Origin of the sequence: Fusobacterium sp. JB019, assembly GCA_030673965.1 — a bacterium.
Classification (GTDB): Bacteria; Fusobacteriota; Fusobacteriia; order Fusobacteriales; family Fusobacteriaceae; genus Fusobacterium_B.
In genome coordinates, this window is sequence record JAUTCN010000019.1 from 1 (window position 1) to 13,146 (window position 13,146).

The following is a 13,146-nucleotide window of genomic DNA, read 5'->3' on the forward strand; positions in this document are numbered from 1 at the left end:
GGGGATATAGCTCAGTTTGGGAGAGCGACGCACTTGCACTGCGTAGGTCAGCGGTTCGATCCCGCTTATCTCCACCAAACGTGCCTAGATAGCTCAGTTGGCTAGAGCATACGGTTCATACCCGTACGGTCGATAGTTCGAATCTATTTCTAGGCACCATTTATCGAAATTTAACCATTCTTTTATATAAAAGAATGGTTTTTTTATTGTGTTTATCTTTTTTCATTGATATAATTACTTTATAACTGTATTCACTAAGGAGATAGTCGCTATGTACAAAGATATTAAGTTAAAAAAAGATAAAATTATTTATTTACAAATTTATAATTTTTTAAAATTAAAAATCGAAAACTGTGAATTAAACGGAAAACTTATGCCTATTAGAAAATTAGCAAATTTAATAAACGTTAGCCCTTCTACTATATCTAAAGCTTATACAGAACTTGAATCAAATGGATTCGTTATGAAAAAAGAAGGTAGTGGGGTTTATGTAAATAATAAAAAATATAAAAATATTTTTTTAGAAGATCATATGGAGTCTGAAACATTTAATTATGGAGATTTTAATCCTGATTTTAGTATAGATTTATCCTCTGCTACTCCTAATGAAACTATTTTACCTATGAAAATTCTTAAAAAATCAATTAATGTAGTTTTAGATAGAGATAAAGAAAATGCTTTTTTATACGAAGACCCAAAAGGATATTATTTTTTAAGAAAAACTATTGTGGAAAAATTAAAAAAAGATGATGATATTTATACTAATATAGACAATCTCTATTTAGTATCAGGAGCTCAACAAGGAATTAATTTGTTTTCAAAATCTTTTCTTTCTTCAAAAGATATTGTTGTTGTTGAATCTCCTACATACAAAGGGGCTATTGATACTTTTAAAAAAATCGGATGTAAAATAATATCTGTCCCTATATTTGAAGACGGATACTCTTTAACAGAATTAAAAAAAATACTAAAAAAAAATAAAATTAAACTTTTCTATACTATGACTAATTTTCAAAATCCAACCGGTTTTTCAATGAGTCACAAAAAAAAATTAGAACTATTAAAATTATCAAATAATTTTAATTTTAACATCCTTGAAGATGATAGTCTTTCAGATCTTTACTTTACTGAAAAAAAGCCATTCACTTTAAAAAAATTAGATAAAAACAATAAAGTTATCTATATCAAAAGTTATTCTAAAATTTTTATGCCAGGATTAAAACTAGCCTGTATATCTCTACCGAAAGATATTCACATTTTAAAAAAATTTACTTATAAGGTAATTCATTCTGGATTGAATCAGAGAGCTTTTCAATATTTATTAGAAAATAATTATTGGGATATCCATATGAAAAAAGCTAGGAACTCTTTTAAAAGCAAACAAATACTTATGTATAATAATCTAAAAAAAATAGAAGATATTAATTTTTATAAACCTGAAGGGGGGTTATCTTTCTGGATTAAACTTCCTAATAATATATCTTCAAAAGCAATTTATCTTAAACTTTTATCAAAAAAAATCGGAATCTTACCTGGAATACTTTTTTCTTCTAATTTTGATAATTATATAAGAGTCAGTTTTGCACAATGTAAAACCAAAGATATCAAATCTGCAATTAAAGAATTAAACTCAGTAATAATTTCTTTAAAATAAATCCAAATATCCCATTTACTAAACAACTATAATATTGTATAATAATTAAATAAAATTTTACAGGAGGCTTTATGGCTATAAATTCTATAAAAATGACAATTTCAAAAGAAAATATTTTACATAATATTAGACATCTTGAAAACAAATATAAGCAAAAAATACTGCCTGTAGTAAAAGCAAATGCCTATGGACATAGTGTTGATTTAGTTACAAAAATATTATTTCAAAATCACCATAATGAATTTGCTGTAGCACGCCTTTGTGAAGGACTTGCAATCTTAAAAGACTCTAATTTTAAAAATAAGATTTCGATCCTTGTATTTGAATCAATAGGAAAAAATAATTTAAGTTTAATTCAAAATAATCCAGAACTAATTATGTCTGTAAATACTCTTTCTGAACTCTATGAAACTATTAACTTTGGAATATCACCTTCTCAAATTTCAATCAAAATTGATTTTGGCTTTGGAAGAAATGGAATCTTATTGTCCGAATTAAAAGAATTACAAGATTTTGTTATCACTAAAGATTTAAATTTCAAAGGAATTTATTCTCATCTTTTTTCATGTGACTATGAAGAAGGTATTGAAATTATAAACAAATTCAAAGATATTATCACTCTTTTAGGCAAACATAGATTTGAAATGATTCATTTACAAAATAGTGCTGGAACTGTTCATTTTGGAAATTTAAACTTTACCACTCATTTAAGAGTAGGTATGCTTACTTACGGTCTTCAAGAAGAAGGATTTATTGAAGAAAATTTAAAACAAGTTTTTAAACTTAAAGGACAAATTGCTGGAATTAAAAACGTAGAAAATTCTTCATATCTTGCTTATAATTCTAAGAAAAATTTAAATATAAATAGCTATAAATATATTGCTAAAATTAAAATTGGTTATGGTGATGGATTCTTAAAAATAAACGAAGGTACCACTTGTCTAATCGGCAACAAAGAATATAAAATTTCTTTAGTAACTATGGATAATACCTTTATAGAAGTTGATTCTAAAATTAAAATTGGAGATCCTATTCTTCTTTACCCTAATTTGACTTTAGCAAAACATGAAACAAATTTTAATATTTACGAACTACTTACAGTTCTTAATTCTAGGATAGAAAGAATATTAGTTTAAATTTAAAAAATTTTATTTGACATATTTATCAAAATAGTATATCCTATTACGTATATTAAAAAAATTGGAGGATACAAATGAAAGACTATATTGTTTTAGTAAATAATAATAACGGCAATATGTCCGGATTTGAACTTACTTAATGTTTAATTACATTTTAAGGGCAAATCCATTTTATCTTGTTTAAATTGAGATTTGTACCCTGATTAATTAGTTAATTTAAACCATTTGGGTACTAAACCTAAATGGTTTTTTTATTTTAAATTTTAAAGGAGTGATTTTTATGAAAAAATGCATCATACCACCTGGATACCAAAATAAATTAAGTTTATTTGAAACTGAAATAAGTATAAAAAAAGTTAAAGACTTTTTTCAAAAATCTTTATCTTATGAATTAAACTTAACTAGAATTTCTGCACCTTTATTTGTAAGTGAAGCTTCTGGGCTTAATGATGATTTGAATGGTTATGAAAGAGCTGTTGATTTTGATATTAAAACTGTTCCTGGAAATTTTGCTGTTGTTCATTCATTAGCAAAATGGAAAAGAATGGCATTAAAGAAATATGAATTCCCTATGCATGCTGGACTTTATGCTGACATGAATGCTATCAGAAGAGATGAAGATGAATTAGATCCTTTACATTCTATATATGTTGACCAATGGGATTGGGAACTTATTATAAAAAAAGAAGAAAGAAATGCTGAATTTCTTAAAAAAATAGTTAGAAATATTTTTAGAGCCCTTAAAAAAACTGAAGAACACATCAACAGAGAATACCCTCTTCTTAGCAAAAAATTACCAGAAGAAATAACATTTATAACTTCTCAAGAGTTAGAAAATGCTTATCCTGAACTTACTCCAAAAGAAAGAGAACATGAAATAGCTAAAAAATATAAAGCTGTTTTTATTTCTCAAATAGGAAAAACTTTAGAATCTGGTGAAAAGCATGATGGTAGAGCACCTGACTATGATGATTGGGATTTAAATGGAGATTTACTTGTATGGTATGAACCATTACAACAATCTATAGAACTATCTTCTATGGGAATTAGAGTTAGTGAAGAATCTCTTGATAAACAACTTACTTTAGCAGGAGTTACCGAAAGAAAAGAGCTTCCTTTCCATAAAGCTCTACTTAACAAAGAATTACCTTATACAATAGGTGGAGGAATTGGACAATCTAGAATTTGTTTATTTTTCTTAGAAAAAATTCATATTGGAGAAGTACAAGCTTCTGTTTGGCCAAAAGAAATGATTGAACATTATGAAAAACAAGGAATTAAATTTCTATAATATTTAATTTGTTATTAAACTCAAGAAATAATTATTGTTTATTTCTTGAGTTTTCTTTATACTCTTTATATAATTTATCTAGTTTTAAATTCTCATATTTCCAAAATTCTTTTGACAATCGAATAAAATATTTAGCTGGTTTCGTTAAGTATTTTCCTTTTTTATAACTTATAGATACATCCCAGAAAATAGGATTTTCCATTTCATATATATTTAGTTCATCTAAATTTGAAGCTGCATAATAAAATGGTAAAATAGCAAAACAATTAGAAGATTTTATACCTGTAACTACACTTCTACTATAAGATGTTTCAAATAATATTTTAGGTTTTATTTTAAATTCTTCAAATTTTTTATCTGTCATTTCTCTTGTTACTGTTCCTTTTTCTATAAAAACAAACTCCATATTTTTCAACCTTGAAAGGCTAATCTTTTCATCTATACCCAGCTTTAATTTATCAATATAAACATTTTTTTTACTGCAGACTATAACAAATTTTTCCTCATAAAGAGAAATATAATTATCCTCTTTTTTTTGACTATTATTTAAAGTCATAAAACCTAAATCTAATTTATTATCCAATATCATCTTTTGTTGTTCTACAACACTCAAATCCAAAGGTATTATATTTAAATTAGGATATTTTTTCTTTAATTTATCTAAAATTGATACAAATAAATATATACCTCTATCCGCTAAAAGACCTATTGAAATTTCTCCTTTATAATCATTCAAATAATCTGAAATCCTATTATAGGTGTCTTTCTTTATATCTAATATTTTTTTTGCATTCTTTATATATATTTCTCCAACTTTTGTTAATGTACAATTAGTCCTAGACCTTAAAAATAATTGAGTCCCAATTTCTTTTTCTAATTTTAAAAGTTGTTGATTTAAAGCTGATTGAGAAATATATAATTTTTTAGCTGCTCTACTTATATTTCTTTCATTTGCTATTTCTACAATATATTCTAATTGTTTTAATTCCATACTTCCCCCTATTTTTTTAATTACATTTAAATTATATCAAAATCTTTAAAGCTTATCTATAAGAAAAATTAAGATATATCTAAATAAAAAGAAGTTTACTTAATACTTTTAATACTATATAATTTTAATATTATAATTTATATTTTGGAGGAAAACATGAAAAAAGTTTATTATTTTGGAATAATTTCAATAATTTTATTTTATATGTTAAAATTAAAATTCACACTAGGAATTATAGTTCTTTTAACTTACTTATTTTTTGTTTTACTATCTCTATTTAAAGGAATATCATTAAATGAAATTATTGAAATATCTTTTAAATATAGTTGTAAATCAAAAGTTGTTTTATTTGTCTTTATTTTCGTAGGAGCTTTAACCTCTAGTTGGATAGCTTCAGGAACTATCCCCGGAATAGTCTATTATGGAATTAATTTTATCAATCCTAAAATTTTTATATTATTTTCATTTTTAATAAGCTGTTTTGTTTCATTCTTTTTAGGAAGTTCCTTTGGAGCTGCTAGTACAATAGGAGTTGCACTTATGGCTATTGCTAGAAGCGGTAATTTAAATCCTAATATTGTAGGAGCTACTATTTTATCTGGAATATATTTTGGAGATAGATGGTCTCCTCTCTCTTCTAGCTGTAATTTAGTTGCCTCATTAACTTCTATTAACCTTTATGATAACCTAAAGAATATGATCAAATCTATGATTTTTCCTTTTTTTATTACATGTATTGCATACTATTTTCTGTCACAAAACTTTGTTTTAAATACTGCTGAAAGTCAATTATCAAATTTTATATTCAATGCATATAACTTAAGTTCTTTAACTATTTTTATCCCTATTATTTCTATCATTATTTTTTCATTGTTTAAAATTAATGTTAAAATTTCTATGGGAGTAAGTATTTTTTTAGCTTCCTGTGTAGCTTTTTTTATTCAACAAGAATCTTTAAAAAATATTATAAATTATCTTATCTTTGGATTTAATAAATTTAATGGAACTCCTTTGGAAAAAATTATAAAAGGAGGAGGAATTATTTCTATGATTAAAGCTGGATTTTTAATTATTATTTCCTGTTCTCTTATCGGAATGTTCGAGCAATTGAAAATTATGCATTTTATTAAATCTAAAATAAATAATATAGACTCTCGTTCTAAATTGTTTTCTTATTCTACTCTTATAAGTTTTATAACTAGTATGATTGGAGCTAACCAAACTATAGCAATTATAATGACAGAACAAATAATGGAAGAAATTTATGATAACAAACAAGTTAAACGACTTGAATTTGCAAAAGATTTAGAAAATACTGCTGTTGTTTTAGCCCCTGTTATCCCCTGGAATATAGCTTGTTATGTCCCTTGTACTATGTTAGGAATCAGTAGTATTAAATTTATTCCCTTTGCTTTTTACTTATGGTTATTACCACTTTCAAGCTTTATATTTTATAAATATATCTCAAAAGAAAAAATATAATATAAAAGCAAAGGAGCATTTAATAATGCTCCTTTGCTTTACAAAAAAATTAAGTAGCTTTAAACATTGCGGGCGAGACAATGAAAGCTACTTAAGTAGGGAGTATGGGGTTGTAAAAAATCTTTTCCTTACAATGTAATTATAGCACATTCTTTTATAATTTCAACTCCTTTTTTTAAAAAAACAATACTGATTTCTATTTTTGTCCATTAAATTGTACTGTTTCAAATCAAAGCATTCAAAGCAAAAGCGATTTGTTTTTTAAAAATATTTATATTTTTTTAAATTTAATTTGATTTTTTTATAAATAAAAAGTAAAATATTAGTTGATTTTAATTAAAAAGGAGAAAAAAATGAAAGAGTTTATTTTATTTGTTTATTTTATTATTGTTATTTTTATCGGAATCAGTTCCTTTCGAAAAATTAAAAATAATAAAGATTTTTTTATTGCTGGAAAAAATGCAGGAGTTCTACAAGTATCAGGTAGCTTACTTGCTTCTATATTGGGAAGTTCTGCTATAATCGGAAGTGTTAATTTTGCTTTTATTAAAGGTTGGGCTGGTTCTTGGTTACTTTTATGTGCTGCTCTTGGTATGACTTTGCTATACCCACTTATTAATTATATTAAAGATTTCAAAGGATTTAATCTACCTGAAATGTTAGGGAACTTTTATGGAAATAATGTAAAACAATTAGCTTCTCTTCTTATTCCTATAGCTTGGACAGGAATAGTTGCTTCTCAAATTATGGGAGCTGCTAAAATTATATCTATATTAACAAAATTTGATTATACACATGGAGTTATTATTAGTGGATTTGTTTTTATAGTTTATACTATTCTTGGTGGCCAATTATCAATTATTAAAACCGATTTTATTCAATTTCTATTTATTATTTTAGGAATCGTTACTACTTATATATATATATCACCATATCCTATAACTATTAATCCTTTACCTATGATAAATACAAATTTTACTCCCATGGATATTCTAGTAATGATTCTATCTTATTCAACAACATTTATAGTTGGTCCTGATATTTATTCAAGATTATTTTGTGCTAAAGATGATAAAGTTATGAAAAAATCTATAATAATAACTGTATTAGTTCTTTTACCTCTTGCTTATATTTTAACTAGAATAGGAATTTATGGACAAGAAATATTTTCAAATACTGATGTAGCAAGTAACTCAATATTATTACTAATAGCAAAAACTAAGTTACCTAATATTGTTTCTGTAACCCTTTATTTTGCTTTATTATCAGCTGTAATATCTTCAGCTGATACAACATTACTAACAGCTTCTTCATTATTTACTCAAGTATTTACCAAAGATCTTCACAATCAAAAGTCTATTTTTTTCACAAGAATATTAACAGTTATTTTTGGTATATTTTCTATATTAATTGCTATTAAAATGAAATATATCCTCTCTACGCTTTTATCTGCTTTAGCTATTTATTCTGGAGCTTTCATAATTCCTACTTTTGCAGGTCTGTTTGGATTTAGAGCAAAAGAAAAAGTTGTTATTTTAGCTATTTTAACTGGAGGGATTATTGCTTTAATTGGAAAAAAATATGGCGGAGATATTGGAAATTATATATCTATTTCAGCTTTCTTTATTAATGCTTTAATTCTTTATATTGGAAAAAAGCTAACTAATTAATTTATTACTTTACTATTATCTTTTTTTAATATATAATGTGATAATAATTTTTTTATGGAGGGATTTTTATGCGATATTTTGGAACTATGAAAAATAACAATGGTATGCTTGAAATAGGAGGAATTTCTGTTAAAAAATTGGCACAGAAATATAAAACACCTCTGTATATAATAGATCAACAATTAGTTGAAAACAATATTTTAAATTATAAAAATAATTTTAAAAGTAATTTATTTGATACTGAGATAGTTTATGCCTCTAAAGCTTTTTTATCAAAAGGTATCTGTCAATTGCTAAATAAATATAACCTTAGTCTTGATGCAGTTTCTGCAGGAGAACTTTATACTATTAAAGCTAGTAACTTTCCTATGAATAAAGTACATATGCATGGTAACAATAAAACTATAGAGGAACTTAATATGTGTGTAGATTATAATATTGGAAGTGTTATTTTAGACAGTATAGAAGAAATTAATCTTCTTGGAAATATTTGTAGGGCAAAAAATAAAACTATGGATGTTATGCTTAGATTAAATATTGGAATAGATGCCCATACTCATGAATATATAAAAACTTCTAAACATTCTTCTAAATTTGGAGAATCTATTTTTGATAATAAGATATTTGATACTATAAAAAAAATATCTGATAATGAGCATTTAAATTTACTTGGATTCCATTGTCATATAGGATCTCAAATTTTCGACACTAAAGCTTTTCTTGAAGGAATTGAAGTCATGATTAAATTTTTAAAAAAAGCTTCTAAAACTTTAAACATCAATATTCCTGAAATAAATTTAGGTGGAGGCTTTGGAGTTTACTATACTGAAGAAGATACTGAAATAGATATTGAAAAATTTATGAAAGAAATGATTGAACATATTGAAAAAATTTCAAAAGAAGAAAAAGTCACTTTAGATAAAGTAACTATAGAACCTGGAAGAAGTATCATCGGAAATGCTGGTAGTACACTATATTCAGTAGGTCACACCAAAGAAACTTTCAGCGGTCTTAAATATGTTTTTATAGATGGTGGTATGAGTGATAATATACGTCCTGCTCTTTATCAAGCAAAGTACGAAGCTGTTATTGCTAATAAACTAAATGATCCTTTAAGTGAAACTGTGACTATTGCTGGAAAGTGTTGTGAATCTGGGGATTTAATAATCAAAAATTGTGCTTTAGCTAAAACTGATTATAATGATTTAATTTTAGTTGCTACAACAGGGGCTTATGGTTATTCTATGTCTAATAATTATAATAAACTTTCTAGACCTGCTGTTATTTTTGTTAAAGACTCAAAATCACAATTATCTATTAAAAGAGAAACTTTTGAAGATTTAATTAAAAATGATATTCCTTTAGAAACTTTATAAAGTTTCTAAAGGAATAAAAAAAAGAATATCCTTTTGGATATTCTTTTTTATTTAATTATTTTGCTTTAGTATAGCTTCCTTCAGATCCAAAAACATCAACTATTTTAGTTTTATAGTATGCTTTCATTTCTTCTTTTGCTGGTCCTAAATATTTTCTTAAATCAAATTGTCCTGGATTTTCATGCATTGCTTTTCTAACTCCAGCTGTAAATGCTAATCTTCCATCAGTATCTACATTAATTTTTGCTACTGCTGATTTTGTAGCTTTTCTTAATTCAGAATCAGGAATACCCATTGCATCTTTGATAGTTCCACCAAATTCTTTTATCATTTGAACATATTTTGCAGGAACTGCTGAAGATCCATGTAAAACGATAGGGAATCCTTGGATTCTTCTTTCACATTCTTCTAATATGTCTAATCTTAATTTAGGATCATCACCTGGTTTGAATTTATGAGCTCCATGAGAAGTTCCTATAGCTATTGCTAATGAATCTACTCCTGTTTTCCCTACAAACTCTTCTACTTCATCAGGATTTGTATATATATGCTCTTCTGCTTCTACTTCATCTTCTATTCCAGCAAGAACACCTAATTCAGCTTCTACTGTTACATCAAAATCATGAGCATAATCTACTACTTTTTTAGCTTCTTCTATATTTTTTTCAAAAGGTAAAGATGATCCATCTATCATTACTGATGAGAATCCATTATCAATACAGAATTTAGCAACTTCAAAACTTGGACCATGATCTAAGTGTAGAGCTACTGGAATGTCTGATCCTACCATTTTAACATAATCAACCGCTGCTTTAGCCATCATAGCTACATAAGTAATCCCCATATATTCCATAGCTCCTTTAGAACATTGTAATATAACTGGTGAACCCATTTCAGCACATGCTTCAACTATTGCTTGAGCTTGTTCCATATTATTAAAGTTAAATGCTGGTACTGCATACCCGTTTTCGTTTGCTTTTGCAAACATTTCTTTTGTGTTTTTAAGACCTAAGTCTTTGTAATTGTATGACATTATATTCCTCCTTGAATAATTATTACCTATATAATTTTATCAAATGTCACAAATAAAATCAAACTTTAATTGTCCTTTAAATCAATTCGTATCAAAATATACCTTAAAAATGATTTAAATTTTAACCTTCTTCTAAAAACTACTACCACTTCTGGAACTAATCTAATTACATTTTCTATAACTCTTCTATATCTTCCTAATTTTCTCATTAAAAATCCTGTATCTTTAACAACCCAAGATATCATCATAAGATTTATTATTCTTAAAAAAGTTACTAAAAAGTTCATAACTCCATCTTTAGTTATATATATATTAAATAATTTAAGTATAACTTCTCCATTTTGATGAGAAATAATATGAATTATAAAAGTAATTGTATAAATGTAAATTAAAAATTTTAATCTTTTTAAATCCCTTATTAAATTTTTATTTAAAACAATATTTAAAATCACTTCGACAATAAATATTGTTAAAACTACCTTCAAATTTTCAACAAATATAGTGCTTATAAATAAAAGTAATAAAAAGCTATTTAACAACTTTTATTCCGTTCATATAAGGTACTAAAGCATCTGGAACTATAAAAGAACCGTCTTCTTGTTGATAATTTTCCATTATAGCTACTAATGTTCTTCCTACTGCAAGTCCTGATCCATTTAAAGTATGAACAAATTCACTTTTAGTGCTTCCTGTTGGTCTGTATTTTAATCCCATTCTTCTAGCTTGGAAATCTTCACAGTTTGAACAAGAAGATATTTCTCTATATTTATGTTGAGAAGGTAACCATACTTCAAGATCATAAGTTTTAGCAGCTCCAAAACCAATGTCTCCTGTACATAAAGTTATAACTCTATAAGGAAGTTCTAATCTTTTTAAAACATCTTCAGCATTAACTACCATTTTTTCTAATTCATCATAAGAATTTTCTGGAGTTGATAATTTAACCATTTCTACTTTATTAAATTGATGAACTCTTATTATTCCTTTTACATCTCTTCCATATGATCCTGCTTCTCTTCTAAAACATGGAGAGTAAGCTGTATAATATTTAGGTAAATCTTTTTCATCTAAAATTTCTTTTCTATGAATATTAGTCATTGTTATTTCAGAAGTTGAGATTAAGAACATATCATCATCTGTTCTGTACATATCATCTTCAAATTTTGGAAGTTGACCAGTTCCTTCGCAAATTTCTCTATTTACAATAAATGGAGTAATATGCTCTGTATATCCTTGTTCATCTACATGCATATCAAGCATTAAACTTACTAAAGCTCTTTCTAATCTTGCTGCTAACCCTCTATATAAAGCAAACCTAGATCCTGAAAGTTTTGCCCCTCTTTCAAAATCTAAAATATTTAAATCTTCTCCTATTTCCCAGTGAGCTTTTGGTTCAAAATCAAACTCTCTCGGAGTTCCCCATCTTCTAACTTCTATATTTTGATCTTCATCTGCTCCAACTGGTACAGATTCATGATATTTATTTGGTACTGTCATTTGAATATATTTTATCTTCTCATCTACTTCAGATAATTTTCCATCTAATTCTTTTATTTTTTTAGATACTTCTCCCATAGTTTTAATTAATTCACTAGCATCTTCTTTAGCTTTTTTTAATTTTGCTATCTCCATAGATTCTTTATTTCTTCTATTTTTTAAAGTTTCAACTTCTGTTAATAATTTTCTTCTCTCTTCATCAAGCGCTATAAACTCATCTAAAGTAAGATTACTATTTCTATTTTTTAGCATCTCCTCTAATTTTTCTTTATTTTCACGCATAAATTTTAAATCTAACATAATTTCCCCCTTTATTATTTAACCATTCCAAATTTTTTAATTTCTAATTCTTCTATTTTTATGCCACATAATTTCAATATTGAGTTTGGAGACATACTTTCTAAAACTAAAATTAGTTTTTCTCCTTCAACTTTATATTCCTTAATTCTTGGCTTTAAATTTTTAGATGTTATTTTTCCACGCTTTTCTTTAGTTAATATAATCTCATCTTGAGATATAAATTCAATAAATTTGTTAATGGAGGAGCCAAGTCCTGCTATTTCAAATTTCATATCTTTATAATCTTGAACAATTGAACTTTTCCCATCTATATCAATTACTTTAATAAACTCAAAACCTAATAACTCTTTACTATTTAATTTATCTAGTAACTCTTGATTGGTCATGTCCTCTTTTAACTCTATATCCATAGGTTCGTTAAAAGCTTCTGTTCCTAAAGAAATTGGATTCCCTAAAGAGATCTTTGGTCTTGGATGAAATCCTTGACTATATTTTATTGGAACACCACTTCTTCTTAGAAGTCTATCCATAACTCTCAAAAGGTCTAAATGAGAAATATATTTCATTTCATCATACTTATTAAAAAATAATCTTTTTTTCATATTTCCCTCTTCTCTTCTTTTTGATATCATATATTGTACCACGGAAATGAATATAATTAAATAGGTATATTTAAAAAAAATAGGCTATTTTTAGCCTATTTTCATTTTTAT

The 13,146-nt window shown here is 26.0% G+C and carries 11 protein-coding genes and 2 tRNA genes; 8 read left to right on the forward strand and 5 right to left on the reverse strand.

What is annotated here, in order from left to right; translation table 11 throughout:
- From Q7K47_09490 to asnA, 5 genes are all read left to right on the forward strand, one after another.
- A tRNA-Ala gene (locus Q7K47_09490) sits at nt 1-77 on the forward strand.
- Between the two features lie 5 nt (nt 78-82).
- Nucleotides 83-159: transfer RNA gene (locus Q7K47_09495), tRNA-Met, on the forward strand.
- A gap of 112 nt (nt 160-271) precedes the next feature.
- Nucleotides 272-1,654 carry a PLP-dependent aminotransferase family protein gene (locus tag Q7K47_09500; GenBank protein MDP0507429.1) on the forward strand — a complete coding sequence of 461 codons (1,383 nt, stop codon included), beginning with the start codon at nt 272-274 and terminating at the stop codon, nt 1,652-1,654.
- 71 nt (nt 1,655-1,725) lie between these two features.
- On the forward strand, nt 1,726-2,790 hold the full coding sequence (locus Q7K47_09505; GenBank protein ID MDP0507430.1) for an alanine racemase: 1,065 nt from the start codon (nt 1,726-1,728) through the stop codon (nt 2,788-2,790).
- Between the two features lie 283 nt (nt 2,791-3,073).
- Complete coding sequence (gene asnA, locus Q7K47_09510) at nt 3,074-4,084, forward strand: aspartate--ammonia ligase (protein ID MDP0507431.1); 1,011 nt, start codon at nt 3,074-3,076, stop codon at nt 4,082-4,084.
- A 31-nt stretch (nt 4,085-4,115) separates the two neighbouring features.
- Here the strand turns inward: asnA and Q7K47_09515 are convergent, their stop codons facing one another.
- Nucleotides 4,116-5,075, reverse strand: a complete 960-nt coding sequence (locus tag Q7K47_09515; GenBank protein MDP0507432.1) for a LysR family transcriptional regulator — start codon at nt 5,073-5,075, stop codon at nt 4,116-4,118.
- 156 nt (nt 5,076-5,231) lie between these two features.
- On the opposite strand from Q7K47_09515, the gene Q7K47_09520 reads away from it, so the two are divergent.
- From Q7K47_09520 to lysA, 3 genes are all read left to right on the forward strand, one after another.
- The gene (locus Q7K47_09520; GenBank protein ID MDP0507433.1) at nt 5,232-6,557 is read left to right on the forward strand and encodes a Na+/H+ antiporter NhaC family protein; all 1,326 of its coding nucleotides are present in this window, start codon (nt 5,232-5,234) and stop codon (nt 6,555-6,557) included.
- 353 nt (nt 6,558-6,910) lie between these two features.
- Nucleotides 6,911-8,227 (forward strand): sodium:solute symporter family protein, encoded by a 1,317-nt coding sequence (locus Q7K47_09525; protein ID MDP0507434.1) that lies wholly within the window; start codon nt 6,911-6,913, stop codon nt 8,225-8,227.
- A 68-nt stretch (nt 8,228-8,295) separates the two neighbouring features.
- Nucleotides 8,296-9,603 carry a diaminopimelate decarboxylase gene (lysA, locus tag Q7K47_09530; protein MDP0507435.1) on the forward strand — a complete coding sequence of 436 codons (1,308 nt, stop codon included), beginning with the start codon at nt 8,296-8,298 and terminating at the stop codon, nt 9,601-9,603.
- Between the two features lie 55 nt (nt 9,604-9,658).
- On the opposite strand, the gene Q7K47_09535 is transcribed toward lysA, so the two are convergent.
- The 4 genes from Q7K47_09535 to Q7K47_09550 form a co-directional block, all read right to left on the reverse strand.
- The gene (locus Q7K47_09535) at nt 9,659-10,636 is read right to left on the reverse strand and encodes a class II fructose-bisphosphate aldolase (GenBank protein ID MDP0507436.1); all 978 of its coding nucleotides are present in this window, start codon (nt 10,634-10,636) and stop codon (nt 9,659-9,661) included.
- Between the two features lie 65 nt (nt 10,637-10,701).
- Nucleotides 10,702-11,175: a hypothetical protein gene (locus Q7K47_09540; protein MDP0507437.1), complete on the reverse strand. Its 474-nt coding sequence runs from the start codon at nt 11,173-11,175 to the stop codon at nt 10,702-10,704.
- Nucleotides 11,165-12,433, reverse strand: coding sequence for a serine--tRNA ligase (gene serS / locus Q7K47_09545; GenBank protein MDP0507438.1), 1,269 nt, complete (start codon nt 12,431-12,433; stop codon nt 11,165-11,167). The genes Q7K47_09540 and serS overlap by 11 nt, the downstream gene beginning before the upstream one ends.
- Before the next feature lie 14 nt (nt 12,434-12,447).
- On the reverse strand, nt 12,448-13,035 hold the full coding sequence (locus tag Q7K47_09550; protein MDP0507439.1) for a TIGR03936 family radical SAM-associated protein: 588 nt from the start codon (nt 13,033-13,035) through the stop codon (nt 12,448-12,450).
- Nucleotides 13,036-13,146 lie beyond the last annotated feature (111 nt).

What these genes read in the sequence shown, in the direction of transcription:
- lysA (MDP0507435.1), top strand. Translation starts at nt 8,296, where the DNA reads ATGCGATATTTTGGAACTATGAAAAATAACAATGGTATGCTTGAAATA.
- Q7K47_09535 (MDP0507436.1), bottom strand. Translation starts at nt 10,636, where the DNA reads ATGTCATACAATTACAAAGACTTAGGTCTTAAAAACACAAAAGAAATG.
- Q7K47_09505 (MDP0507430.1), top strand. Translation starts at nt 1,726, where the DNA reads ATGGCTATAAATTCTATAAAAATGACAATTTCAAAAGAAAATATTTTA.
- asnA (MDP0507431.1), top strand. Translation starts at nt 3,074, where the DNA reads ATGAAAAAATGCATCATACCACCTGGATACCAAAATAAATTAAGTTTA.
- Q7K47_09500 (MDP0507429.1), top strand. Translation starts at nt 272, where the DNA reads ATGTACAAAGATATTAAGTTAAAAAAAGATAAAATTATTTATTTACAA.
- Q7K47_09515 (MDP0507432.1), bottom strand. Translation starts at nt 5,075, where the DNA reads ATGGAATTAAAACAATTAGAATATATTGTAGAAATAGCAAATGAAAGA.
- Q7K47_09525 (MDP0507434.1), top strand. Translation starts at nt 6,911, where the DNA reads ATGAAAGAGTTTATTTTATTTGTTTATTTTATTATTGTTATTTTTATC.
- serS (MDP0507438.1), bottom strand. Translation starts at nt 12,433, where the DNA reads ATGTTAGATTTAAAATTTATGCGTGAAAATAAAGAAAAATTAGAGGAG.
- Q7K47_09550 (MDP0507439.1), bottom strand. Translation starts at nt 13,035, where the DNA reads ATGAAAAAAAGATTATTTTTTAATAAGTATGATGAAATGAAATATATT.
- Q7K47_09520 (MDP0507433.1), top strand. Translation starts at nt 5,232, where the DNA reads ATGAAAAAAGTTTATTATTTTGGAATAATTTCAATAATTTTATTTTAT.